This is a genomic window from Pedobacter gandavensis, from assembly GCF_032677645.1.
Taxonomy (GTDB): domain Bacteria; phylum Bacteroidota; class Bacteroidia; order Sphingobacteriales; family Sphingobacteriaceae; genus Pedobacter; species Pedobacter gandavensis_A.
Map to the genome: position 1 here is coordinate 271758 of NZ_JAVTSB010000007.1, position 24306 is coordinate 296063.

At 41.1% G+C, this 24306-nt stretch carries 22 protein-coding genes and 7 tRNA genes; 12 read left to right on the forward strand and 17 right to left on the reverse strand.

Features of this window, described 5'->3' with window-relative positions:
• Positions 1-113: 113 nt before the first annotated feature.
• From pyrF to R2Q66_RS13595, 4 genes are read left to right on the forward strand one after another with little or no spacing between them, the layout of a single operon-like run.
• Positions 114-944 carry an orotidine-5'-phosphate decarboxylase gene (gene pyrF / locus R2Q66_RS13580; protein WP_316749831.1) on the forward strand — a complete coding sequence of 277 codons (831 nt, stop codon included), beginning with the start codon at positions 114-116 and terminating at the stop codon, positions 942-944.
• Complete coding sequence (locus tag R2Q66_RS13585; RefSeq protein ID WP_316749833.1) at positions 941-1831, forward strand: DMT family transporter; 891 nt, start codon at positions 941-943, stop codon at positions 1829-1831. Before pyrF ends, R2Q66_RS13585 begins: the two co-directional genes overlap by 4 nt.
• Positions 1832-1882: 51 nt before the next feature.
• Positions 1883-3163, forward strand: a complete 1281-nt coding sequence (locus R2Q66_RS13590; RefSeq protein WP_316749834.1) for a DUF2851 family protein — start codon at positions 1883-1885, stop codon at positions 3161-3163.
• Position 3164: 1 nt separating this feature from the next.
• Positions 3165-3386 carry a PspC domain-containing protein gene (locus R2Q66_RS13595; RefSeq protein ID WP_316749836.1) on the forward strand — a complete coding sequence of 74 codons (222 nt, stop codon included), beginning with the start codon at positions 3165-3167 and terminating at the stop codon, positions 3384-3386.
• 53 nt (positions 3387-3439) lie between these two features.
• Here the strand turns inward: R2Q66_RS13595 and R2Q66_RS13600 are convergent, their stop codons facing one another.
• Positions 3440-4090, reverse strand: a complete 651-nt coding sequence (locus R2Q66_RS13600; RefSeq protein WP_316749838.1) for an ankyrin repeat domain-containing protein — start codon at positions 4088-4090, stop codon at positions 3440-3442.
• 318 nt (positions 4091-4408) lie between these two features.
• On the opposite strand from R2Q66_RS13600, the gene R2Q66_RS13605 reads away from it, so the two are divergent.
• The 4 genes from R2Q66_RS13605 (at position 4409) to R2Q66_RS13620 (ending at position 8692) form a co-directional block, all read left to right on the forward strand.
• The gene (locus R2Q66_RS13605) at positions 4409-7117 is read left to right on the forward strand and encodes an FtsK/SpoIIIE family DNA translocase (protein ID WP_316749840.1); all 2709 of its coding nucleotides are present in this window, start codon (positions 4409-4411) and stop codon (positions 7115-7117) included.
• Positions 7118-7133: 16 nt separating this feature from the next.
• On the forward strand, positions 7134-7784 hold the full coding sequence (locus tag R2Q66_RS13610; protein WP_316749842.1) for an outer membrane lipoprotein carrier protein LolA: 651 nt from the start codon (positions 7134-7136) through the stop codon (positions 7782-7784).
• A gap of 38 nt (positions 7785-7822) precedes the next feature.
• Positions 7823-8587, forward strand: a complete 765-nt coding sequence (locus tag R2Q66_RS13615) for an MBL fold metallo-hydrolase (protein WP_316749845.1) — start codon at positions 7823-7825, stop codon at positions 8585-8587.
• A gap of 21 nt (positions 8588-8608) precedes the next feature.
• Positions 8609-8692: transfer RNA gene (locus tag R2Q66_RS13620), tRNA-Leu, on the forward strand.
• A gap of 19 nt (positions 8693-8711) precedes the next feature.
• Here the strand turns inward: R2Q66_RS13620 and idi are convergent.
• Together idi and R2Q66_RS13630 are read right to left on the reverse strand one after the other, a co-directional pair.
• Positions 8712-9263, reverse strand: a complete 552-nt coding sequence (gene idi / locus R2Q66_RS13625; RefSeq protein WP_316749847.1) for an isopentenyl-diphosphate Delta-isomerase — start codon at positions 9261-9263, stop codon at positions 8712-8714.
• Between the two features lie 124 nt (positions 9264-9387).
• Positions 9388-9855, reverse strand: coding sequence for a DUF6265 family protein (locus tag R2Q66_RS13630; RefSeq protein ID WP_316749849.1), 468 nt, complete (start codon positions 9853-9855; stop codon positions 9388-9390).
• Positions 9856-10153: 298 nt separating this feature from the next.
• Between R2Q66_RS13630 and R2Q66_RS13635 the strand changes: the two genes are divergently transcribed.
• The 4 genes from R2Q66_RS13635 to R2Q66_RS13650 all read left to right on the forward strand — a co-directional run bounded on the left by R2Q66_RS13635 (position 10154) and on the right by R2Q66_RS13650 (position 13813).
• Positions 10154-11890 carry a HAMP domain-containing sensor histidine kinase gene (locus tag R2Q66_RS13635; protein ID WP_316749851.1) on the forward strand — a complete coding sequence of 579 codons (1737 nt, stop codon included), beginning with the start codon at positions 10154-10156 and terminating at the stop codon, positions 11888-11890.
• An 80-nt stretch (positions 11891-11970) separates the two neighbouring features.
• The gene (locus tag R2Q66_RS13640; protein ID WP_316749853.1) at positions 11971-12402 is read left to right on the forward strand and encodes a DUF2147 domain-containing protein; all 432 of its coding nucleotides are present in this window, start codon (positions 11971-11973) and stop codon (positions 12400-12402) included.
• The gene (locus tag R2Q66_RS13645; RefSeq protein WP_316749854.1) at positions 12403-13425 is read left to right on the forward strand and encodes a WD40/YVTN/BNR-like repeat-containing protein; all 1023 of its coding nucleotides are present in this window, start codon (positions 12403-12405) and stop codon (positions 13423-13425) included. It begins immediately after the preceding gene.
• A gap of 4 nt (positions 13426-13429) precedes the next feature.
• Entirely contained in the window at positions 13430-13813 is a 384-nt protein-coding gene (locus R2Q66_RS13650; protein ID WP_316749855.1) for a VOC family protein, read from the forward strand.
• A 167-nt stretch (positions 13814-13980) separates the two neighbouring features.
• Here R2Q66_RS13650 and R2Q66_RS13655 read toward each other — a convergent pair.
• The 14 genes from R2Q66_RS13655 to R2Q66_RS13720 form a co-directional block, all read right to left on the reverse strand.
• Positions 13981-14051 (reverse strand) — tRNA-Cys (locus R2Q66_RS13655).
• Between the two features lie 91 nt (positions 14052-14142).
• The gene (locus tag R2Q66_RS13660; RefSeq protein ID WP_316749856.1) at positions 14143-14457 is read right to left on the reverse strand and encodes an iron-sulfur cluster assembly protein; all 315 of its coding nucleotides are present in this window, start codon (positions 14455-14457) and stop codon (positions 14143-14145) included.
• Between the two features lie 3 nt (positions 14458-14460).
• Complete coding sequence (locus R2Q66_RS13665; RefSeq protein ID WP_316749857.1) at positions 14461-14904, reverse strand: SufE family protein; 444 nt, start codon at positions 14902-14904, stop codon at positions 14461-14463.
• The gene (locus tag R2Q66_RS13670) at positions 14904-16145 is read right to left on the reverse strand and encodes a cysteine desulfurase (protein ID WP_316749859.1); all 1242 of its coding nucleotides are present in this window, start codon (positions 16143-16145) and stop codon (positions 14904-14906) included. Before R2Q66_RS13670 ends, R2Q66_RS13665 begins: the two co-directional genes overlap by 1 nt.
• A gap of 1 nt (position 16146) precedes the next feature.
• Positions 16147-17445: a Fe-S cluster assembly protein SufD gene (gene sufD, locus R2Q66_RS13675; RefSeq protein WP_316749862.1), complete on the reverse strand. Its 1299-nt coding sequence runs from the start codon at positions 17443-17445 to the stop codon at positions 16147-16149.
• A complete protein-coding gene (gene sufC / locus R2Q66_RS13680; protein WP_316749991.1) occupies positions 17438-18199 on the reverse strand; it encodes a Fe-S cluster assembly ATPase SufC in 762 nt (253 codons plus the stop codon). The genes sufD and sufC overlap by 8 nt, the downstream gene beginning before the upstream one ends.
• Positions 18200-18226: 27 nt before the next feature.
• On the reverse strand, positions 18227-19672 hold the full coding sequence (gene sufB, locus R2Q66_RS13685; protein ID WP_316749864.1) for a Fe-S cluster assembly protein SufB: 1446 nt from the start codon (positions 19670-19672) through the stop codon (positions 18227-18229).
• Between the two features lie 277 nt (positions 19673-19949).
• Positions 19950-21632: a PNGase F N-terminal domain-containing protein gene (locus R2Q66_RS13690; RefSeq protein ID WP_316749866.1), complete on the reverse strand. Its 1683-nt coding sequence runs from the start codon at positions 21630-21632 to the stop codon at positions 19950-19952.
• 119 nt (positions 21633-21751) lie between these two features.
• Positions 21752-21836 (reverse strand) — tRNA-Leu (locus R2Q66_RS13695).
• Between the two features lie 45 nt (positions 21837-21881).
• Positions 21882-21957: transfer RNA gene (locus tag R2Q66_RS13700), tRNA-Gly, on the reverse strand.
• A gap of 393 nt (positions 21958-22350) precedes the next feature.
• A tRNA-Gly gene (locus R2Q66_RS13705) sits at positions 22351-22423 on the reverse strand.
• A 134-nt stretch (positions 22424-22557) separates the two neighbouring features.
• Positions 22558-23913, reverse strand: a complete 1356-nt coding sequence (locus R2Q66_RS13710; protein ID WP_316749868.1) for a hypothetical protein — start codon at positions 23911-23913, stop codon at positions 22558-22560.
• 80 nt (positions 23914-23993) lie between these two features.
• A tRNA-Leu gene (locus R2Q66_RS13715) sits at positions 23994-24078 on the reverse strand.
• A 50-nt stretch (positions 24079-24128) separates the two neighbouring features.
• A tRNA-Gly gene (locus R2Q66_RS13720) sits at positions 24129-24201 on the reverse strand.
• Positions 24202-24306: the final 105 nt, after the last annotated feature.

Below are 24306 nucleotides of genomic sequence, written 5' to 3' on the forward strand. Positions count from 1 at the left end.
ATTAATCTCCAAGTAAAACTTTAAAATGTTTATAAAAATTACATTGAAAAGTTTAAAAACAAGTCTTAAATCCTTGTGAAAATTGGCATCTTTGCACACAAAATTACGCATAGATGAATAAAAAACAGCTATTTGAGCAGATCCAGACTAAAAAATCTTTTTTGTGTGTTGGCCTTGATCCGGTATTAGAAAATATCCCTCCGCACCTTCTAAAATACGAAAATCCGGTTTTAGAATTCAATAAGCAGATTATTGATGCCACCAAAGATTTGTGTGTGGCTTATAAACCGAACACGGCTTTCTACGAATGTATGGGATTGAAAGGTTGGGAAACCCTGATCAAAACCTGGCAATATATGCCTGAAGATATTTTCAGTATTGCAGATGCAAAAAGAGGAGATATCGGCAATACTTCTGCGATGTATGCGGATGCTTTTTTCAATGAAGCGAAGTCCGACATGAGTTTCGACTCCGTTACCGTGGCTCCATATATGGGTAAAGATTCGGTAAGCCCTTTCTTGAATTATAAAGATAAATGGGTGATTTTACTGGCACTAACCTCAAATGCTGGTCATAGTGATTTTCAATTACACCAGACTCCGGAAGGTAAATTGTACGAAGAAGTAATTCGTGTTTCTTCTCAATGGGCAGATAGCGAGCAGTTAATGTACGTAGTTGGCGCAACCAGAGGGATTGAATTTAAAAATATCAGGAGACTGGCACCGGATAATTTCTTATTGGTTCCTGGTGTCGGTGCGCAAGGCGGAAACTTAGCCGATGTCTGCGAATTTGGCTTAAATAAAGAATGTGGTCTACTGGTAAATTCTTCCAGAGGTATCATTTATGCAAGTAAAGGGGAAGATTTTGCTGAACGTGCAAGAGAAGAAGCTTTGAAATTGCAGCAGGAAATGGAAGCAATTCTATTGGCGGCTAAATTAATATGACCCAAAAGACTGACTTAAAACTTATTGGGGCATTACTGGTAGTCGCCATTGTATGGGGGACTACCTATCTCAGTATTCGCATAGCGGTTGAAACGATTCCCGCCTGGTTTGTGGCAGCGATGCGACAAACCATTGCTTCTTTGATCCTGATGACCATCCTCCTGTATCGAAAAGAATTGGCCTGGATGGGCTGGCCTTACCTCAAACGACAAATCATGTTGTCTACTTTGATGGTGGTGATGGCCAATGGGATGGTTACCGTGGCAGAAGAGACGATTCCCAGCGGATTAACCTCCCTGCTGAATTCCTTAAATCCTTTAGTCGTGTTTTTAGCCTGTGTCGCTGTAGGTTTGCAAAAACCATCATGGAAAGGGTTTTTAGGCGTGGTGATTGCTTTTCTCGGGGTGGTCTTTATTTTTAGGGATGGCATCAGCGAATTGCTGGATCCGAATTATAAAACAGGGATCATGTTCCTGTGTTTCGCGATTAGCGGTTGGACGATCGGTACCATTTACACCAAGAAAAACAGCCATAAATCGGATCATATCTTACTGGATTTATTTTACCAGTTTGCATTTTCGGCTGTCGCGCAGTTTGCCCTGGCTTTCCTGTTTTCAGAGACTACTTCTGTGAGTAACTGGAGTTTGCATAGTCTGTTGGCGGTTGTTTATCTGGCAGTTTTCGGTTCCGTATTTACCTTTTTCTGCTACCATTACGCGCTTAAAAGGGTGTCCCCTACAGAAGTTTCTATTCTTACTTATTTCAATACGGTCATCGCTTTATTCCTGGGTTGGCTGGTTTTAGATGAGGTGATTACAACCGATATTTTAATCGCAACGGTGTTGATTATCGCTGGTGTTTTTATAACCAATTATAGAAGAAAATAATTTATTTTGTTTATGGTGATAGTTTAACTTGCAATACTTAAGTTAGACTTCATGAGATTCCCTGAAAGCTTCCTTCATTTTATCTGGCAATTCCGATTGTTCCAGGCCCTGAATCTGTTTTGTACCAGTGGGGAGTCGCTGAAGATTTATGCTGTAGGGATGCCGAATAAGAATGCAGGGCCGGATTTTGCACAGGCAAAGTTGAGTATTGATGGTCGTAACTGGATCGGGGATGTAGAAATACACCTGAAATCATCCGATTGGTTTTTACATGGTCATCAGGACGATCCGGGTTATGATGCCGTGATTTTACATGTGGTTTATGAGCACGACCGTCCGGTTTATCGAAAGGATGGGACCGAGATTCCGGTATTGATCCTGAAAGACCTGTTCCCCGAAAGCCTTTTAACACATTATGAAGGTTTAGTCAATTCTGTCCACACTTTCCCTTGCGAAAAGTTAATTCATAGCATAGATCCGGTTATTATTAACGGGGTTTTATCCAGAATGATGATAGAGCGCCTGAGACAAAAATCGGAACTGGTCTTTGATCACCTGGCTAAAATGAACGGGGACTGGGAAAGTACATTCTATCATTTTTTAGCAAAAAGCTTTGGCTTTAAGGTAAATGAGATCCCTTTCGAAATGCTGGCCGCTTCTTTACCTTTATCAGTGATCAGAAAACATCTGGATCATCCGCTACAAGTGGAAGCATTGGTGTTTGGACAAGCTGGTTTTTTATCAGCTTCCTTTAAAGAGGCTTATCCCCGGAGCTTAAAAACGGAATACCTGTTTCTGCAAAAGAAGTATGGTCTGATCCCTATAGGAGTAGGGGCATGGCGGTTTTTAAGGATGCGCCCGCAGAATTTTCCAACAGTAAGGCTGGCCCAGTTTTGCGCCTTATTGCTGAAATCGGATCGGCTTTTTTCTAAGGTGATGGAATTGGAGGACTTACCGGAATTAAAGAAATTGCTACAAAATCTTCCGGTTAATCCTTACTGGATTACCCATTATCATTTTCATAAGGAGGCAAAAAAAGTAGAGGTCCAGCTGGGTGCCAGCTCTGTTTTTCATTTGATTATTAATGTGATTTGCCTTTTTATAGCTGCTTATGGCAAATATTCGGATCAGCCGGATTTAATGAATCGTGGCTTACAGCTGTTGGAGGAGATTCCTGCCGAACGTAATGTAATCACAAAATATTACCAGCAAGCGGGAGTTCGCCTCGACAATGCTTTTTTTTCTCAGGCTGTGCTTCAAATTAATAAATACTATTGTGCTCAGAAAAAATGCTTAAATTGTGGTATCGGAATCAAGATATTAAACCAATAAGATGTTCCAGCGTATTATTACATTTTTTGAAAAGCAAAGCTTTGGCGTCTGTACCTATCTGGCGGAACGCCTGGGGATATCGATCAGCAAAATCAGGTTGTTTTTTATTTACTCCTCTTTTCTGGCGGTTGGCTTTCCTATAATTTTTTACATTCTGGCCGCTCTGGTGCTGGATGTGAGACATTACGTAAAAAAAATCAGGTTACGCATCTGGGATGTTTAAACGGTGCTCCTGAAACTGTCCTCCCGGAGTGTTTAAAATTTCCTCCTAAAAATTTAAATCTTTAAAATAGCTGCAATCTCCGGAAATCCTTTTTCTTCAGCCAGGTCAGTTGGTAATTTACCACCTTCCATTCTAATGTCTAAGGGGGCTCCATGTTCCAGTAAGAGGATGATAATCTCTATATTTCCGATTTGTGCAGCGGCATGTAAGGCGGTTAGTCCGGCTTGTTGTTTTGCATTTACATCCGCTCCGGCTTCTAAAAGCATTTTGGTAATGGGAAAACTTTTCGCCGCAACAGCAGAGTGAATCGGGAAAACATTAAATCCATTGTTAGCAGGGATATTAGGGTCGGCACCTTTGAAAAGTAATAATCTGGTGATCTCTTCATGCCCGAAATAAGCGGCCAATCCTAGTGCCGTGAATCCATCTTTTGAAGTAGAATTGAGTAGGTCTGGCTGTTGGGTCAGTAAATTATCCGTTTCCTTAAATTTTCCTAGGGCACAAGCTTCAAAAAGGGTGATGTTTTTCGCAAAACCAGCAATTATTCCGGCCGTTACCGGTTTTTTATAATAGCAGGCAAGTAGTAATGGCGATATGCCATGACTGGTTTCCTGGCTGGTTAGTTCCGGATGCTTATTCAGCAAGTCAGAAATCTCTTGTTTTTTGTCTGTTTCTATTAGCGTTTCGAGCTGAGAGATGTCCATTGTTGGATTTATTTCTTGAAATATGGGAATAAATAAACAAATTTTAAATGACATCAATATAAAAAAAATCCCGCCAGATAAAAATACCCGGCGGGATTAACCTTAAAACAAAACTTATCTATAATTAAAATTCAAACGCTAGGGGTATGACTATGATGTGGTTAGAAGGTTTAATGGCCTGCCGGATTTTGTGATTTTAGCCGGTTTAAACAGATGAGAATTTTTATTTAATTAGCTTACGTTTAAATGTATTTATAATAACTTAGTACATACAAGGATATGTTTTATATTTGTTGTGTATAATATTAGTCACGAAAAATGTCGGTAAGGGGAAATCAATTCAAGTCAAATTCGTTTAAAAATGAATCGGGCGATAAGCAAAGCTCGAAGTCTACAGCGTCCAGACCATCCACAGAAAGATTTAACATCATGCCCCGCCTGGATTTCCAGAATGGCAGGTTGTTTAAGATCATAGGATTAGTGTTTGTCGTTTTGTCTTTATATTTTCTAATTGCTTTTACTTCTTATCTTTTCACCTGGCAGGAAGACCATAGTTATGTGATCGATGCAAACGGGGGATGGGGTAATCTTTTTAAAACTACCGAAGAACTACAACAGGTAAATATTAATCCGGTAGTGTCTAACTGGCTCGGAAAAATCGGAGCCTTACTCGCACACCAGTTCATTTATGAATGGTTCGGTTTAGCTTCTTTCTTATTCATCTTTGTATTCTTTGTGATCGGATACCGTCTGCTGTTTAAGGTGAAAATATTCTCTATAGAAAAAACACTGGCTTATAGCCTGTTCTTTTTATTGTTCATCTCCTTAACCCTGGGTTTTGCGCATTCCTTTATCAGCGATACCCCTCATTTCCTGGAAGGGGAGTTTGGCTACTGGACAAATAAACTATTGGCTGCCCAGATCGGAAAGGCTGGTGTTGCCGGCTTAATCGGCTTTTTAGGCTTATCCATCCTGATCATCGCTTATAATATCGACTTTAAATTACCGCAGCGTAAAAAACCGGAAGCCATTATTTCTGATCTTCCTGAACTGGAAGAGGAAGAAGAAGGCGAAGGAACTGGAAATGCCTTGCGCTCAGAATCGGTAGAATTTACCTTAAATGACCGCCTGGCAAGAGATAAAAAGAGAGAACAGACAATCATGCCTTCCACCAGGTTTGAAGAAATGGAAGAACCAGAACTGGAAAGAGATCTGATCTCAGAATATAACAGGTCAACGGCTTCTCCAGTGGCTAATGTGCCAATGACAACGCCTCCTGTAGTTCCGGTGCCAGCATTTGTACCTCCGGTAGTGCCACCAATGCCAACACCAGAGCCGGAATATGTAAGAGAACTTACTCCGCAACAAGAGCCGGAACCTGCGCCACCGGTTTCAGTTGCCGCAGCAATGCCGATGGAGATTACCCCTGTTCCGGAACCAGAACCAGAATTGGAACTCCTGATTGAAAAAACGGAAGAAGAGCGTAAATCTGAAGATCTGGTAGAACAGTTTGGTAATTACGACCCTACTTTAGATCTGGCAAGTTATAAATATCCTACCCTTGATTTATTAGACAATCACGGTTCCAACAAGATCTCTGTAAACACAGATGAATTGGAAGCGAATAAGAATAAAATTGTCAATACGCTGCTTCATTACAATATCGAAATCGATAAAATTAAAGCAACGATTGGCCCAACGGTAACCTTGTATGAGATTATTCCGGCACCGGGCGTCAGGATTTCCAAGATCAAAAATCTGGAAGATGATATCGCTTTAAGTTTAGCGGCATTAGGAATCAGGATTATTGCACCAATGCCCGGAAAAGGTACAATTGGTATTGAAGTACCTAATTTACACCCGGAAATGGTGTCGATGAGAAGTATTCTGAGTACAGAGAAATTCCAGACGACTACGATGGAGCTGCCAATTGCCTTGGGTAAAACCATTTCCAATGAGGTTTATATTGGTGATTTGGCCAAAATGCCCCATTTATTGGTGGCAGGTGCTACCGGTCAGGGTAAGTCGGTAGGGATCAACTCGATCCTGGTTTCCCTGCTTTACAAGAAACACCCTTCGCAACTTAAATTTGTATTGGTCGATCCTAAAAAAGTAGAGTTAACTTTATTTAATAAAATTGAGCGTCACTTCCTGGCTAAACTTCCGGGAGAAGCTGATGCGATTATCACAGATACCAAAAAGGTAATCAATACCCTGAACTCGCTTTGTATTGAAATGGATCAGCGTTATGATCTGTTAAAAGATGCACAGGTGAGAAACCTGAAAGAGTACAATGAGAAGTTTATCAAAAGAAAACTAAACCCGAACAACTCACACCGTTTCCTTCCTTACATCGTATTGATTGTGGATGAGTTTGCAGATTTAATGATGACTGCCGGTAAAGAAGTAGAAGCACCGATTGCCCGTTTGGCGCAGCTGGCACGTGCGATAGGTATTCACCTGGTACTGGCTACGCAACGTCCTTCGGTAAACATTATCACCGGTACGATTAAGGCGAATTTCCCTGCCCGACTGGCCTTTAGGGTATTGTCGAAAATTGACTCCAGAACCATCCTTGATAGTGGTGGTGCCGATCAATTGATTGGTAGAGGAGATATGTTGTTATCCACAGGAAATGACCTGATCCGATTGCAGTGTGCTTTTGTGGATACACCTGAAGTGGATCGTATTTCTGATTTTATTGGTAACCAAAGAGGCTATGCGGAGGCTTATCAGCTTCCTGAATATGTAGATGAAGCCGCAGAATCGGCTAAATCAGACTTCGATCCTAAAGACCGTGACTCGATGTTTGAAGAAGCTGCACGTTTAATTGTGATGCATCAGCAAGGTTCTACTTCTTTGATTCAAAGGAAGTTGAAGTTGGGTTATAACAGGGCAGGTAGGATTATCGATCAGCTGGAAGCCACCGGTGTGGTAGGTCCTTTTGAAGGTAGCAAAGCCAGAGAAGTACTGATTCCTGACGATTATGCTTTGGAACAGTTCTTGACTGACCTTAAAAACAACTAACCCGAAATAGAAATAGATGAAAAAGATAATATGGTCGTTACTGGTATTGACAGGGTTTGGATTTTCCGGTTATGCACAACAGGATGCGAAGGCGAAAGCAATATTAGCAGAGGTAAGTAAGAAATACCGTTCTTTTGATGTGGTAAAGGCTGACTTTACCTTTTCTTTAGATAACCCACAGGCGAAGCTTAAAGAAACACAACAAGGAATTTTAATTGTTAAAGCGAAAACGAATAAGTACCGCGTGACCATGACGAATCAGGAATTGATTAGTGACGGTAAAACGCAATGGACTTATTTAAAAGAAGATAAAGAAGTACAGGTAACAGACGCTGATCATAGCGGGGATGCCTTAAATCCAGCACAGCTATTCACCATTTACGAAAAAGGCTTTAAATACGGCTATACCGGCGAAAGTAAGGTAGGCGGTAAAGTATATCAAATGATTGATCTGGCTCCCATAGACGTTAGTAAATCATACTTTAAGATCCGTTTAGGAATTGACAAGGCCGCCAAACAGATTGGTACGGTAGTCATTTTTGATAAAGGCGGTAGTAAATACAGCTATAAAGTCAATAAGATGATAACCAACCTGAAAGTTCCGGAAAGTACTTTTTCTTTTGATCCGAAGAAGTATCCGGGTGTAGATGTTGTAGACTTAAGGTAATTTGTTATTTTTGAAGATATGGTCTCAATTCAGCTATTTTGAAAGTTACATTTTTAGGAACAGGTACCTCCCAGGGTATTCCGGTGATCACTTGCAATTGTCCCGTTTGTCAATCTCCAGACCATAAAAACAAGCGCCTTAGGGTTTCTGTATTGGTCGAAATGGGAGATAAGACAATCGTAATTGACAGTGGTCCTGATTTCAGGTACCAGATGTTGCGTGCAAATGTAAAAGACCTGGATGCCATTATCTATACCCATGAGCATAAAGATCATGTGGCCGGTTTAGATGACATCAGACCTTTTAATTATCTTTTGAAAAAGAACATTGACATCTATGCGACAACACGTGTTCAGGACGCTTTAAAAAGAGAGTTTTCCTATATTTTCGCAGATACGCATTATCCGGGATTACCACAGATAGATGTACATACGATTACTGATCAGCCTTTTGAAATTGGCAATACCACCGTGATCCCCTTAAATATCATGCATTATAAGCTGCCGATTCTAGGCTTTAGGATTCATGATTTCACCTATATCACGGATGCCAAGACCATTTCTGAAGAAACCATTGAAAAAGTGAAAGGAACAAAGATTTTGGTGATCAATGCTTTGCAGCACGAAGAACATGTTTCCCATTTTACACTACAGGAAGCCATAGATTTTGCACAAAAGATAGGTGCAGAAATGACTTACCTCACGCATATCAGCCATAATTTAGGCCTTCATGAGGAGGTAGAGAAAGAATTACCAAAAAATATTAAATTAGCCTACGATGGCTTAAGCATATTCTGCGAATAAATATATATTTGTAGGAGAAATACCCAGGTGGCGAAATTGGCAGACGCACCACCTTGAGGGGGTGGCGCTTGAAAAGGCGTGGCAGTTCGAATCTGCTTCTGGGTACTGACCGGATTGAATTCTTCTAGAATTTAATCCGGTTTTTTTTATGCTCCATGACCTGATCAAAACAGATTTTCAACCATTCGGTATAGGCTGTTGGATCCTGTTGTAAACGATGTTCCAGGGCTTCCATGCTAATATATTGGAATGCTGCCACTTCTTCCGGATTAGGAACCGGCAACGTATCGGTACTCCCAAAGTAAACATGGTCGTATTCATTTTCAATCAATCCGTTTTCAAGTTCAGCAGTATACGAGAAGCTAAAAACAGGGCTTAATTCACATTCCATCCCCATTTCTTCTTGTAACCTTCTGTTTGCGGCATCTGCGGTAAGTTCGCCTGGTCTGGGGTGACTACAACAGGTGTTGGTCCACTTTCCCGCAGAATGGTACTTATCGGCTGCACGTTGTTGGAGTAAAAGTTCGCCGGCACTGTTAAAGACAAAGACGGAGAATGCCCTGTGAAATTTACCCGCAAGGTGTGCCGCTAGTTTGGGCATCGTTCCTATGGGCTTATCATTTTCATCAACCAGTATCACTTCTTCTTCTTCTTCTTCTTCTGTCATCAAATTCATGCTTTCTTTTTCTGCAAATTGCAATTTTAGGTACCTATAAATGGGTAGCTGCGAAGTTCATCATTTTTCTTAATGAATGCAGTAAATTCCTTGTTTTTCCTTGTATTTGCTGTCCTTTTGCTGATTAATTCTCTTTAATAAAGTCGAAGTCTATCGTTTTACCTCCTCCTGAAATGACCGCTTTCAAGTTTTTTCCCTTTCTCTTGTAGATGATCTTTTTCGGGAAATCATGTTCAGGGTTTTCACAGGTAAAACCATCCTTGACCAATGAAGTGACTTTGAAATAGGTAGGTTGTTTATCACCTTCCGCTATTGCAGTGTAATAAATGTCTTTTCCCCTGGTAATGAATTCCATGTTTTCTGCAAAAATGGGGCTTGTCCCTTTAAGCGTAACCATTTTCCCGGTCAGTTTTAAATTAGCTGATTTTTCCCAGGTCTCCTGTCCGCTTTCTCCGGCTTTAGCATTGGTACGTTCCCATTTGCCAATTAACCACTCCAGCTTTTTGAATTTTTGTGGCATGCTTTCTTGTGCATAGCTGGTATTGATGATGAGCAATGCCGGAATGAACAAGAGTAATTTTAATGTTTTCATATTGTCTTTTGATTTAGAAGCGGGGATACTTATGGAGATGATGTGCTGTAAAATTGTAAAGTATAGCTTAAAAAGGAGGGGGAACCCAAGGGAATAGCAAGTAAAATAGCAAGGAGAAATCGCATCAGAAACCTTCTAAAAAAGCGCGTTAACGATTAAAAATACTATTTTTATTTAATAAATCTCAAATCAGTAGCCCTTTATTTGCTTGACTTACTGATCTTTCTTCTTTTATAGCAGATAAATATTAATAAATTTGCAGTCCACGAAAATCTTGGTGGAAACATTAAACAATAATATGTTCGTTAATAAATCAGGTGAAACTTCTAAAAATCTTCGTAAACTTTTCGTTTTATTTCTAGTTTTCACTTTTCTAATCGCCGCGGGATCTTTATTACTGAGGCATTCTATTTTCCAAAAACTGGATACACTTGCGGAAAAATTACGCGGGCATTCTCAGAATCAGGAAATCAGCAATATTTTATTGGATTTAAGTGGTGCCGAAAGTGATTTTCAGCAAGCCATTCTCTATGGGGAGAATCAGAAATTAGAAGATTATAAAACGAAACTGACCCGTACCTTCAATCAGATTGAACTGATCTTGAAGAAACATGATCTGGATAGTGCTGGTGGATTCACAGCAAATAAGGAAGAATTGGGCAAGGCATTTGGCGATAAACTGCAGATCTCTAAAGAGATTTTCAGCCTGAAGCATAATTTCGATTCCCTGCTGCGGATTACAAATATTCAAAGTATGGTTGGGAAATCCCCTAAAGAGTTTCCCGAAACATATAACTACAAGACCACAGGTAAAAGAAGTTCCGGAAAGGCGGATACCACGGTTCGGATTATCAAACCTGAGCCGAAGAAAAAAGGTCTTTTTAAGCGATTACAAGACGCCATTGAAAATAAACAGGAAAGCGCACAGTCACTTAAAGTGGTTACGGTAAACCGCGAAAGGCAGATCCGGGATTCCATCAGTAGGTCTGTCCTGAGGAAACAAAACAATACCCAGGGAGATATTCTCCGGAAACTGAATGAAGAAAATGGACGTCTGGCCAAATCTAACCAGCAATTGATCTCTGCAAATCTGAGTCTGGTGATTCAATTACATCAGCTGGTTCAGGAATTGAAAGATACTTATTTGAACGATTGGGAAAAAGCAAGATCTGAAATGCTCAACCAATATCAGGCAGCCACCAATGAAATGAATAGCTTTACCGGAGTAGCGGTATTGATGATCCTTATTTTTATCATTTTGCTGATCATTTACATCCGTAAAGCAGGAAAATCAGAAGACAATTACATTCGTGAAAACGAACGTGCCGTAGCATTGGCGGAACAGAAATCTGAGATGCTGGCGATCATGAGTCATGAGATCAGAAACCCGCTCACCACGATTACCGGCATGATTTATCTGTTGAACAGGACTCCACTCAATGAAGACCAGAAAAAGAAACTGAATTCTATCAATTTATCTTCAAGTATGTTGATGGATACAATCAACGATATCCTGGATGTCAGCAAAATTGATCATCAAAAAGAAACTGCCTTGAAAATAGTTTCTTTTCAGCCTTGCCTGGAGATTAAAGAAACGATTGCCGCCATGACTTTCATCGCTGAAAGGAAGCAAATATCTTTATCAGCCGAATTTAGCGGGGAAGAAGAGGCCATGGTTAATGGTGATCCTTTCCGGTTAAAACAGATCATGCTCAACCTGCTTAATAACGCGGTAAAATACACAGATCAGGGTGGAGTTAAAGTAAAAGTCAATTTGAGTACTGTTGGAGAACATACTACGTTATTAAATGTCAGCATCATTGACACCGGTATTGGTATTCCTAAAGAGCAGCAGGGAAAACTTTTCACCAGGTACTACCAGGCCAACAGATCGGCAGGGAAACCGGGAACCGGACTAGGCCTTTACATCTGTAAACAGCTAATCGAACTGCAAAACGGACACATCAGCGTAGAGAGTGATGCGGGAAAAGGATGTCATTTTAAATTCGATATCCCTTATCAAAAGCCGGAATAACAAACAATGTGCTAATTTTACTGTTGCTTACTTATTCTAGGGGCTATTTAGTAACTTTAGGTACACTTAAAATCTGAAATATGAGATACATTTCGTTGTTACTGCTATTCACTGCAATTTCTTTCTCAGGGTTTTCTCAAACCAGCGATGCTATTTTGGGACAATGGGTTAATTCTTCCGGTGAAGCACACATTGATATTTTTAAAAAAGGAGACCGCTTCTTTGGTAAAATCGTCTGGTTAAAAGAACCGAAAGACGAAAAAGGTAATCCTAAACTAGACGTGAAAAATCCAGGTGCTAACTTAAAAACAAGACCAGTATTGGGCCTTGAAATGCTAAAGGACTTTGTTTACGATGATGGTAAATGGGTAGATGGTACAATTTATGACCCGAAAGTAGGGAAAACTTACAGCTGTAATATGAGTTTGAAAAGCAATGGAGATTTGAATGTGAGAGGTTATATAGGCTTCTCTCTGATTGGTAGAACGGATGTTTGGAAAAGATTTAAATAGATGAGAGGACTTATTTTTTGTTTATTATTTTTTCCTTTATACTCTTTTTCACAAACCTACGACCTGATTCCGGTAACTACCGGAGAGAATACCAGTCTGCGGGGAATAAGTGTGGTTTCTGGCCAGGTCGCCTGGGTAAGTGGTAGTAATGGCCATATTGGTAAAACTACTGACGCTGGCAAAACCTGGGAATGGATCATACCTGCAGGGCATGAAAAACTAGATTTTAGAGATATTGAAGCCTTTGATGCGGATAAAGCAATCGTAGTAAATGCAGGTTCTCCTGCCTACATTTTACAAACTACTGATGGCGGTAAAACCTGGACGGAGCGTTATAAAAACCTGGATTCTGCCATCTTCTTAGATGGAATGGGCTTCTGGAATGAACAGCGTGGAATTGTTTTTGGCGATCCGATTAATAGTAAAATGCAACTGTTGAGAACAATTGACGGGGGCATTTCCTGGAATGATATTTCTGAAAACCTCCAGGCGAAAATGGGCGTTGGCGAAGCAGCTTTTGCTGCCAGTGGAACTACCATTAAAACCCTGGGCAACGGGAAAGTCTGGATTGCTACCGGAGGAAAAGTTTCTAATATTTATTACTCCAGTAATTTTGGCTCTACCTGGCAGATTTTCGAATGTCCAATCCTTCAGGGAGAAAATAGTACCGGGCCCTTTTCTATGGATTTTTATGATGATGATCATGGAATTGTAGTGGGTGGTGACTACCTGAAAGATAAAGAAAATGAAAACAATGTTTTATTAACCAGCAATGGCGGTAAAACCTGGGTTAAACCAGATAAACCAGTAGATGGCTACCGCTCCGGGGTAATCTATATCACAGAAAAAATGCTGATTGCTACCGGAAGTTCAGGAACGGATGTTTCTTCTGATGGTGGTAATAACTGGTATAATATTTCATCAGTCAGCATGAATGTGATTCAAAAATCAAAAACCGGTGATCTTATCCTGCTTGCAGGTAATAAAGGACAGATTTATCGGTTAACCATAACACCAAAGTAATTCCATGTTAACTAAAATTCACCATATCGCAGTAATTTGCAGCGATTATACCATTTCTAAGATTTTTTATACGGATGTATTGGGCTTAACCATCATTCGGGAAGTATATCGGGCAGAAAGAGATTCTTATAAACTTGATCTTGCCTTGAACGGGGAGTATTTGATCGAGCTTTTCTCTTTTCCTAATCCGCCTGCAAGACCTTCCAGACCAGAATCATTGGGTTTAAGACACCTGGCTTTTCAGGTGGATGATCTGGACAATGTTATTCAGGTGTTGAAAGAAAAAGGAGTGGAACCAGAGCCCATCAGAATAGATGAGTTTACAGGTAAGCGATTTACCTTTATTGCAGACCCTGATTTGTTGCCCATAGAGTTCTATGAGAATTAATATTTTTTAAAACGTATACAATAATCCGATGATTTAGTCGTCTTATATAGGAGAGCGTTAATTTAGATGACGGGGATGTGGCTGGAAGTTACATCCCCGTTTCTTTTTGCCCTTGATTTTCAATTGAAACTAAAAAGAAAAGCCTGCCGGAAGGCAAGCTTTTGATGACGTCATGGGCGGATTCGAACCGCCGTGAAAGGTTTTGCAGACCCATACCTAACCACTCGGCCACATGACTAGGTAAGCAGGTGTGGCACCTACAGCAGCAAATATATATAAAGTATACTAAAATAGTAGTCTTTATTTTAAAATACTTCTAAATCCGCATTTCACATCATTCCTAATTCGAATTTTGCACTTTCCGACATCATATCCCGGTTCCATGGCGGTGTCCAGGTTACGATGACAGCGACTTCATTTACCCCTTCAATCTTTTTCACTTTTTCTTCTACTTCCAGGGGGATACTTTGTGCAGCAGGGCAACCCGGCGCAGTCAGGGTCATCAGAATCTGAACATTCTGGAAAGGAGGCATGATCTCAATTTCATAGATTAACCCAAGTTCATAAATACTGACCGGTATTTCCGGATCATATATGGTCTGTAAGCAGTCAATTACTTTTTGTCTCAATTCTTCTGTGTCCATGATCTATTTGTTTTCAGTTTGCTGTATGGATTGATAAGCCAACGCGTAGTTTTTTATTTGTTTGATCATCGCCAATAAACCGTTGGATCTGGTTTGCGCCAGGTGACTGAACATCCCGATCTCTTTGAAGAATTCCAGTTTGCCCTCCAGGATGGCTTTTGGCGATTGTCCGGAGAGTACTTTAATGAGCATACTGACCAAACCTTTTACGATCATCGCATCGCTGTCGGCTTTAAAAAACACCTTCCCATCCTGATAGGAGGCGATCAGCCAGACGCTGGATTGACAGCCTTTGATCTTGTGATCTGTGGTTTTATAACTTTCTTCCAATGCTGGCAATTGTTTTCCCAAATCAATCAGGTATTCATATTTGTCCTCCCAGCTGTCAAACATGGAAAAATCAGAAATGATTTCTTTTTCTATCTCAGCTATGCTCTTTTGATTCATCAGGATAACATTTTAATGGATTTATAGATTCCTGCCAGAAGGATATCTATTTCTTCTTTTGTATTGTAAAGGGCAAAAGAAGCCCTGATAGTGCCTGGAATGCCAAAGCGTTTCATCAGTGGCTGGGTGCAATGGTGCCCGGTTCTTACCGCAATACCTAGATGATCCAGTAAGATACCAACGTCATGTGGGTGGATGTTTTTGAACACAAATGAAACCAGACTTACTTTCTCTTTCGCTTTTCCAATGATCTCCAGGCCAGGTATGTTTTCGAGTTGGCTACTTGCATATTCCAGTAATTCGTTCTCATGTTTTCTGATTTGATCTTTTCCTATGCTTTTGATAAAGTCTAGTGCCGTTTTTAAGACAATCGTATCAGCAATATTCGGTGTTCCTGCTTCATATTTATAGGGTAGGTCGTTATAGGTGGTCCCCTCAAAACTCACCTCTTTGATCATTTCCCCGCCGCCCTGAAAAACCGGCATCTCATCCAGTAGTTTTTGCTTGCCATAGAGGACGCCAATGCCGGTAGGCGCATACAATTTATGGCCCGAAAAAGCAAAGAAATCACAGTCTAAATCCTGTACATCGATGTCCAGGTGTACCGCGGATTGTGCCCCATCTACCAATACTTTCGCACCAAACTGATGTGCCATTGCAATCATATCTTTGACAGGATTTACGGTGCCCAGTGAATTTGAAACCTGCACAATGGCTACCAGCTTAGTTTTTTCATTCAGCAACTGCTGATATTGCTCCATAGAAAGCGTCCCGTCATCCAATACCGGTATGACTTTTAAAACCGCCTTTTTCTCCTGACAAAGGATTTGCCAGGGCACGATATTAGAATGGTGTTCCATTCCGGAGATTAGAATTTCATCACCGGCATTGATGTTTTGCCGGCCCCAGGTATAGGCTACCAGATTGATTCCTTCCGTTGTTCCGCGTGTAAAGATAATTTCTTCCGGTATTGCCGCCCCAATGAACTCCTGAACGGCATTGCGACTAGCTTCATAAGCCAATGTAGCTTCTTCTGCGAGCGTATGTATTCCGCGGTGGATGTTGGCGTTATACCGACTGTAATAGTCGCTTAACGCATCAATTACGCATTGCGGTTTTTGGGAAGTTGCCGCATTATCAAAATAGATCAGATTCTTCTCTTTAACTTTCCTGCTCAGGATAGGGAACTGAGCCCTGATGGCCTGTAGCTCAAAAACCGGTTTTGTGTATGATGTTTTCATTTTAGGAGCTGGCTAGCTGGGCTATAATTAATTGTTCAACGTGTTTACGTAAAGGTTCCAGCTTAATCTGGTTCAGGATATCGGATGCAAATGCCTGTAATAGTAAAGATTCAGCCGTTTTTAAAGGAATTCCTCTGGCTCTTAAATAGAACATGGCTTCTTCATCCAGCTGTCCGACAGTGCAGCCGTGAGAACATTTTACGTCATCAGCAAAGATTTCCAGTTGTGGTTTAGCATTAATAGTTGCCCGTTCTGATAAAATGATATTCTTGCTGGATTGATAAGCATTAGTCTTTTGAGCATCTGGCTGAACAATGATTCTTCCACTGAAAACCCCGGTCGCAGTATCATCTGCAATTCCTTTGTAAAGCTGGTTACTAAAGCAATTTGGCTGTTTATTGTCCACCAAAGTATGGTGATCTACGTGACTGTTCCCTTTCAAAAGAGAAAGACCATACAAATGTGTTTCATTGCCTGATGCGTCTAAAATCAGGTTCAGGTTATTCCGGATTACGCCACCGTTCAGGGAAATCGTTAAGGTTTGCACATTGCTTTTTCCGATTTGATGAATCTGCGTACTGCTCACCTGAGCGGCATTAGGGCCATCATTCTGAAGCTTATAGTAAGCCAGGCAGGCATTTTCCTGCAGCACAATTTCGATCACTTCATTACTGAAACTGTCCATCGTACCCAGTGTGGTATAGGTTTCTACCAGTTGTAAATTCGTGTTTTCGGCTAAATAAACCAGGCTGCGGGGTTGGGAAAGTACGTTTTCTGTTTGTGCCTGATTGATATGGTGTAAATATAAGGGAGTTTCCAATTGTTGCCCTTTGGGAAGGTAAATGAAAACACCTGACTGTATAAATGCGGTGTTTAACGCATGGAGGCCGTCTTTCAGGTATTTACTGCTACTACCCAGATGTTCGGCTACAATCTTCTGATAAGGGCCTCTTGCCGCTTCTTCCAGGGGTAAAATGATCAGCTCTTTTTCAGAAGAGATCATTTTTGATAAACCAGGCATAAAACGTCCGTCTATAAAGTAAAGCTCGTTGGCTTCCTGGTGTCCGGGTAATTGGACTGCTTTCAGCGCGGAAGGGCTGAGGTTATCTTTTGAAAACTGATAATTCTTGTCAAATAAGCTGCTGATATTGGTGTATTTCCATTCTTCCAGCTTATATGTAGGTAATCCGGATTGATTAAAAGTATCAAAGGCGGCTTTACTAAGTTCCCTGATCGTATCAGCAGAGTCAATAGCTGCTAAACCCTCAAATTGATCTTTAAAATAAGCTAGGTTAGTCATGATTCAAATCTCTTTCATCAGTAATAAAATCATATCCTTTTTCTTCCAGTTCCAGGGCAAGCTCCTTAGTACCCGATTTAACAATACGTCCGTTGTAAAGCACATGGACATAATCTGGCTGGATATAGTCCAGTAATCGTTGGTAATGGGTGATCAGTAATATCGCCCGGTTTTCATTTCTCAATTTATTGATGCCATTCGCTACGATACGCAGGGCATCAATGTCCAGCCCGGAATCTGTTTCATCAAGAATGGCGAGTTTCGGTTCCAGCATGGCCATCTGAAATATTTCATTACGTTTCTTTTCTCCCCCAGAAAATCCCTCATTAATCGACCTGCTGAGTAAAGATTGATCAATCTCCACCAGGGCCATTTTCTCTTTCATGATTTTCAAAAACGCGAGTGCATCCAGTGGCTCCTGGCCGTTATATTTCCGCTTTTCATTCACTGCCGCCTTAATGAAATTCGTAGTACTCACCCCGGGGATTTCAACCGGATATTGAAAAGCAAGGAATAAACCCTCCCTTGCGCGGTCTTCAATAGATAAATCCAATAAGTTTTTACCCAAAAAGCTAACCGTACCCGCTGTAACTTCATACTCTTCTCTTCCTGCAAGTACGGAGGCTAAAGTGCTTTTTCCGGAGCCATTGGGGCCCATAATGGCATGGACTTCGCCGGCTTTAATGTCCAGATTGATGCCTTTCAGGATCTCGTTGCTCCCAATATTTGCATGTATATTCTTGATAGATAACATCATATTTGAAATTTAAAGGATTCTAAATTAGCCAACACTACCTTCCATACTGATGGCCAGTAGCTTTTGCGCTTCTATAGCAAACTCCATCGGGAGCTGATTCATCACTTCTTTGGCAAAGCCGTTAACGATCAGCGCTACTGCAGCTTCGGAATCAATACCCCGCTGGCGACAGTAGAAAAGCTGGTCTTCTCCGATTTTTGAAGTGGTGGCTTCATGCTCTATAATGGTGCTTTTGTTTTTTACTTCGATATAAGGGAAGGTATGTGCACCACATTGATCTCCAAGTAGGAGGGAGTCGCATTGCGAATAATTCCGCGCATTCAGTGCCCCTTTAGCCGCCCGAACGAGACCCCGGTAACTGTTCTGACCTTGTCCGGCAGAGATCCCTTTGGCAACAATTCTGCTTCTCGTGTTTTTTCCGAGATGTATCATTTTGGTGCCGGTATCCGCTTGCTGGTGGTGATTGGTAAAGGCCACAGAATAAAATTCACCGATGGTATAATCTCCTTTGAGGATCACACTCGGGTATTTCCAGGTGATCGCAGAACCGGTTTCTACCTGTGTCCAGGAGATCTTTGCGTAGTCGCCCTGACAAATACCACGTTTGGTAACGAAGTTGTAAATTCCTCCCTTTCCTTCTTTATCACCCGGATACCAGTTTTGAACCGTAGAATACTTGATCTCGGCCTTTTTCATGGCAATAAGTTCCACCACTGCTGCGTGTAACTGGTTTTCGTCCCGCATGGGTGCGGTACAACCTTCCAGATAACTCACATAACTCTCTTCTTCAGCAATGATCAAAGTTCTTTCAAATTGTCCGGAGTTTTCGGCGTTGATCCTGAAATAAGTAGAGAGCTCCATCGGGCACCTGACCCCTTTAGGAATATAACAGAAAGATCCATCGGTAAAGACTGCCGAATTTAATGCCGCAAAATAATTGTCGGTCATTGGAACTACCGAACCCAGGTGTTTTTTTACCAGGTCAGGATGCTTTTGAATGGCTTCAGAAATGGAACAAAATATGACCCCGATTTCGGACAACTGTTCTTTAAAAGAGGTCGCAATAGAGACACTATCCATCACCACATCAACCGCCACTCCGGTTAGTCTCTTTTGTTCATTCAGGGAAATTCCTAGTTTTTCAAAAGTGCGCAGCAGTTCCGGGTCAACTTCATCAAGGCTGTTGAGTTGTTCTTTTTGTTTCGGGGCCGCGTAATAAATAATATCCTGGTAATTGATAGGAGGGTGTTTGATGTTGGCCCAGGTAGGTTCTTCCAGCTTTAACCAGTAGGCATAGGCTTTAAGGCGCCAGGCGAGCATCCATTCCGGCTCGTTCTTTTTTTTAGAAATGAGTTCGATAACGCCCTCATTTAATCCCTTAGGGATGGTGTCCGTATCTATTTTTGTAGTAAAGCCGTACTTGTAGTCGTTTAGTGCGGATTGCTCCAACATATCCAAATCTTCATTCATGATATCGGTCTTTGAGGTTATGGTCACAATAACTGTACCTTATAAAGGTACGGCTATGCGATTGTTAGTCCAAAGAAGTATAAACAGATAAATGTAAGATTTAGAGGTGTTTGTCTGTCGGATTCCGGAGTTTCGTTATCGCTTTATTAAGGAAATGGAAAGGCCTGTTTTCTACAGGAGGAAATGGAAATATCCATCATTAAGTTGGAAACAACCATCATAAGAAAGCCCCAAAAAGGTAAATACTTTTTGGGGCTTTACAGAAAATGAGAAAGGGCTACTCCTGGTCGCCGATTAATACGCCGGAAACATTCCAGGAACTAAAGCTGGTGCCTTCTGGTTTTCCCAGAGGGATGGCCACTTGTAAGGTATGTTTACCTGGACTAAGGTTTTCTAATGGGATTTCTACAGGAAGCGTAAGCGTTCCCGGACACCAGTTGGAGCGACTTAAATCCGAAGAAGATAAACCATTTCCGAAATTACCGGAAGAAGGGTTGCTAAAACGGTAAGTTGCACAATCTTCTCTCCATGGAATAAAATGATAAACGCGTTTACCATCTACAAAAATCTCATTCATTTTTGGAACGAATTCATCGCCTTTCCCCCAGCCACCGTGACCGGTTGTCAGGTACCTTAACCTTAAGTTTTTTACACCCTGCGGCACATCAATCGTTACGGTTAGAGAATCTTTTTCAAACATGGTTCCGTACTCTTGTCCAGCCATTTCCATCAGGTTTGTGGTGTTAAACACCGGCATGATAAAAGATTTCTTTTCTTTCTCTTTTTCGCCCTCATAACCTGGATAATAATTCAGGTTTAAGCTTGCGGTATGACCGCCTTTATCATAATTTCCGATAAACACGCCAATCCATACCTCGCCTTGTAATCTTGGCGCAAGGACGGTAATATCTTGTTTGTAAATCACTGAATCTGCCCAGTTGTAACCTTTTATTTTAGCTTGTGCATTGAAATGTTTCACACCAAATGAAGTGAAGAAACGCATCAGTTCTAAAGGTGGCAGGTAATTGTCAGTAGCGGTTACGCCCTGGTATTTTTTGCCATTACGGGCATTGTACACCGGTAAAGCCTGTATTCCGTTTTGTAAGGCATTCAGGAAAGAAACTGATTTATCTACAGGGATCATAAATACCGAACCTGTTCTGTCGTAAGCATCACCATTAGAATTCTGGATCAGCTCTGCAAATACCGACTGTCCCGGTTGTACCGCCGGAAGCTTTACTTTTTTAAGGATTACGGTACCAGCAGAAAAATGATAAGTTACATTGCTTTGATCCGCTACAGGGTTTTCTATTTTGTTTCCAAAACTGATCTTTTCTTTGTTAAAGATGTTAATCGTTTGGTACCGACTTTCGATGATCTGACGCTGATAGGCGGCTTCGTCAAGGAGTGTTCCCCATTGTTTAGGCCAGGCCAGTTCATCCGCCTTTACTTTGCGGTAATCAATTTTTTTCGCGTATGTTTCTGTGTTACCATTGCGAATGGTCTTTAGAATCAGACCAATACCGGGTGCAATAGTAAGATCCGGTGTTCCTTTAATTTTAAGGTCGTTTGTGTACCAGATTTCAATGGTATTGGAGCGTATAAAAACCTTCGCTTTTTTACAGGGAATCCCCATGATCGTGTCTATACCTGCGATTAGTTCTGCGGATACATATTCAGAAAATGGTTTTTTAAAGGTATATGTGGTTCCATTGCTGTTGAGTACCTGGTAGGTTGCTGCTTCAGCAAATTGTAGGAATTGTTCTTGTTTGGCCTGGCGTTCCTGACCAGAGATTCTGGCCTGGTTTCCTTTGATAAAAAGCTTTTTTTCTCCGCCAACATCTTTGCCGTTGCTGCGGGAACCATAGGTGATCACGGCTTCAGTAGCCTGAGTGTTTTTTTGTGCGAATATTGTCGTGCTGATGAAGAGTAGCACAAGGCTAAATAAATAGGTTTTCATGGGAGATAAAGCTAAGAATTATTCTGATAGGGGATAGGATCAGCAAGGCTGATTTCTAATTGTGGTAACCAAGATTTTGGACAAAAAAAAGCCTCTTTACGGGCTGTAAAGAGGCTATGTACTCAGAGCGGGAATCGAACCCGCACGACTTTTAAGGTCACAGGATTTTAAGTCCTGCGTGTCTACCAGTTCCACCATCTGAGCAGGTGTTAAACCTTTTAAAATAAACATCTCCTTTCCGGGAGATATTGGAGCGAAAGACGAGATTCGAACTCGCGACCCCGACCTTGGCAAGGTCGTGCTCTACCAACTGAGCTACTTTCGCGTTGATGACATTACAAATATAGGTATTGTTTTGACTTTTCTATACTCCCCCCGGGAGATTTCACCGAAGAGGCTGGATTTCAAGCAGAAAAATTTCATTTATTTTTTATTGTCCCTCATTTTGCGTGCTAAATGTCGGTTTTTAATGCATAAACAAGCTTTTGATCCCCTTTAAACTGACCTGTTTTTTTAATAAAAAGCTTGATCAGGTCTAAAGACTGATGCAATTTCTAAATTTTAGAGATGTTTTTCTCCATAGAGGTGTTGAAATAACAGGATATACCGGTTCCAATAAAGTTGGTCTGCCATTAACTCCTAAAAAGAGAAGTAAGGGGTGTATGCCTAAGAAATTTTGGTGTAAAAACAGAAAAGCCTTCCGAATGGAAGGCTTTTGAGCGAAAGACGAGATTCGAACTCGCGACCCCGACCTTGGCAAGGTCGTGCTCTACCAACTGAGCTACTTTCGCTGTTAACGTGCCACGAAGATAGGGATAGTTTTCACTTTTCTATAATCTCTTTTTCAAATTTCATCGAAGAAGCTGGATTTCAGGGGATAAAATTTTAATTGAGGCCTATCTAAGCCCGATTAAAGAGCCTTTATCTACTTTTCTGCCGTTTTAAACTTGATAAGGTATGGCTTCAAAGCGATAGAATTGACGTCCGTGAAGCGATCTGAGACAATTATTTCATATTCTTTGCCTGGTAAAAGCGCTATTTCTATCGTTACCGACTTGCCATCTTCCGGAAATCCGGTCACACTTTTCACAAATAACAGCTTACTTTCTCCCGATGGCCCTAATTCAAAACCTGTTCTTCTTTTATTCATAGGCTTCGAAAACTCAATCGTTAGCTGTGTGATAGCGGGATCGACGTCGGTAGCGTAGTTTTTGAGCTGTTTAATGCCGGTCACTCCGGGTCTGTTCCGGTTGTATTCTGCTCTGAGTGTTTCCACCGGTTTCGAAAAGTATCCTGATAAATCTACAAACTTTGCCAATGCGATGCTGTCATTGTAATCCAATTCGATCATTTCTTTGATGGCTAACCTTTTGTTGCTGGCTTTTTCATAGTACTTTTCACAGATCGCATAGCCGACATAATAGCCCAGATCCCGCTGTTCGAATTGGTTTTGCATATTACTATATAACCAGAACCCGTTTGAGGCGTTAAACATTTGCGCAGAAAAGGCGGCATTGATTCTTTCTTCATTTGTTTTTCCTTTTTTATCGCCCGACAGATCTTTTTCAGCTAAAGCTTTGCCATAGGCGATTGCCGGCGTCGGGGAGGTTTTTCCGGTAGCTTTTACAGCAAGAAATTCCGCTACACCTTCCATAGTACATTGCGCAAGTAAGTTGTTGGCTATAGTTGTTTTCTGTTGGGTGTGAACATATTCATGAACATTCAGGAATCCAGTGTTCTGAATTGGTTTACTATCAAAATAGGCCTTAAGGTGGGGAAGGGTAGCCATAAGTTCTTTCGTTTCTGTGTCCGAATCTGTCAGGACAAGCTCCGCGCCAATGAGCACCATTCCATTCAAAGTAGTTCCGCTGGTTCTTAATGCCCCAATCGTGAAATAAACATTGGCAGGCTTTAGTTCCGGGTATAATTTCTTCATTTTGGCTACATCAGTTGCAATCCCTTTAGCAAAGCTCTTTGCTTTAAGTGTGTTTTTTCTGATAGAATTCCAGAATAGGGGGTAGGTATTGATGGCGTCAATATAAGACTTCGCGGTATAGTTACGAGCCTCCATAATGGCTTTTAAACCTGGAGTTCCTTTTTCCAGATACAACTTATTTAAATAATTATACTGCTCTATACTGTCTTTGCTATTGATGATCTTGTCATAAGCAATCCAGAAGTTATCAATATCAGCAGTGATAAAGCCTGCATTATTTTGCTGTGCAAATAAACTTGTAGTGCAAAAGAAAATTAAAGAGAGTAGCGTGTGCAAGGTTTTCATACCCTAAAGGACGCAATTCTTTTCGAACCGTCTCAGTTTTGGGCAAAAAAAAGCCTCTCTACTTTCGTAAAGAGGCTGTGTACTCAGAGCGGGAATCGAACCCGCACGACTTTTAAGGTCACAGGATTTTAAGTCCTGCGTGTCTACCAGTTCCACCATCTGAGCAGGTGTTAACCTTTTAAATTAAATAGCTTCATGATTTTGAAGTTATTTAGAGCGAAAGACGAGATTCGAACTCGCGACCCCGACCTTGGCAAGGTCGTGCTCTACCAACTGAGCTACTTTCGCATGGTTTTTATTTTAACATCATCCGATGTTGCCAAGTTTGTAAAGTGTATTTCTTAATACCCTTTGTTTTGTTTGGGAATGCAAATATAGGGACTTTTATTTATC

Coding starts and splice junctions, on each gene's coding strand:
- R2Q66_RS13665 (WP_316749857.1), bottom strand. CDS start 14,904: ATGAATCAAAAGAGCATAGCTGAGATAGAAAAAGAAATCATTTCTGAT.
- R2Q66_RS13660 (WP_316749856.1), bottom strand. CDS start 14,457: ATGGACACAGAAGAATTGAGACAAAAAGTAATTGACTGCTTACAGACC.
- R2Q66_RS13595 (WP_316749836.1), top strand. CDS start 3,165: ATGTTCCAGCGTATTATTACATTTTTTGAAAAGCAAAGCTTTGGCGTC.
- R2Q66_RS13590 (WP_316749834.1), top strand. CDS start 1,883: ATGAGATTCCCTGAAAGCTTCCTTCATTTTATCTGGCAATTCCGATTG.
- R2Q66_RS13710 (WP_316749868.1), bottom strand. CDS start 23,913: ATGAAAACCTTGCACACGCTACTCTCTTTAATTTTCTTTTGCACTACA.
- R2Q66_RS13645 (WP_316749854.1), top strand. CDS start 12,403: ATGAGAGGACTTATTTTTTGTTTATTATTTTTTCCTTTATACTCTTTT.
- R2Q66_RS13610 (WP_316749842.1), top strand. CDS start 7,134: ATGAAAAAGATAATATGGTCGTTACTGGTATTGACAGGGTTTGGATTT.
- R2Q66_RS13600 (WP_316749838.1), bottom strand. CDS start 4,090: ATGGACATCTCTCAGCTCGAAACGCTAATAGAAACAGACAAAAAACAA.
- sufC (WP_316749991.1), bottom strand. CDS start 18,199: ATGTTATCTATCAAGAATATACATGCAAATATTGGGAGCAACGAGATC.
- R2Q66_RS13690 (WP_316749866.1), bottom strand. CDS start 21,632: ATGAAAACCTATTTATTTAGCCTTGTGCTACTCTTCATCAGCACGACA.
- R2Q66_RS13605 (WP_316749840.1), top strand. CDS start 4,409: ATGTCGGTAAGGGGAAATCAATTCAAGTCAAATTCGTTTAAAAATGAA.
- R2Q66_RS13650 (WP_316749855.1), top strand. CDS start 13,430: ATGTTAACTAAAATTCACCATATCGCAGTAATTTGCAGCGATTATACC.
- sufD (WP_316749862.1), bottom strand. CDS start 17,445: ATGACTAACCTAGCTTATTTTAAAGATCAATTTGAGGGTTTAGCAGCT.
- R2Q66_RS13635 (WP_316749851.1), top strand. CDS start 10,154: ATGTTCGTTAATAAATCAGGTGAAACTTCTAAAAATCTTCGTAAACTT.
- sufB (WP_316749864.1), bottom strand. CDS start 19,672: ATGAATGAAGATTTGGATATGTTGGAGCAATCCGCACTAAACGACTAC.
- R2Q66_RS13640 (WP_316749853.1), top strand. CDS start 11,971: ATGAGATACATTTCGTTGTTACTGCTATTCACTGCAATTTCTTTCTCA.
- idi (WP_316749847.1), bottom strand. CDS start 9,263: ATGAATTTGATGACAGAAGAAGAAGAAGAAGAAGAAGTGATACTGGTT.
- R2Q66_RS13630 (WP_316749849.1), bottom strand. CDS start 9,855: ATGAAAACATTAAAATTACTCTTGTTCATTCCGGCATTGCTCATCATC.
- R2Q66_RS13670 (WP_316749859.1), bottom strand. CDS start 16,145: ATGAAAACATCATACACAAAACCGGTTTTTGAGCTACAGGCCATCAGG.
- R2Q66_RS13585 (WP_316749833.1), top strand. CDS start 941: ATGACCCAAAAGACTGACTTAAAACTTATTGGGGCATTACTGGTAGTC.
- pyrF (WP_316749831.1), top strand. CDS start 114: ATGAATAAAAAACAGCTATTTGAGCAGATCCAGACTAAAAAATCTTTT.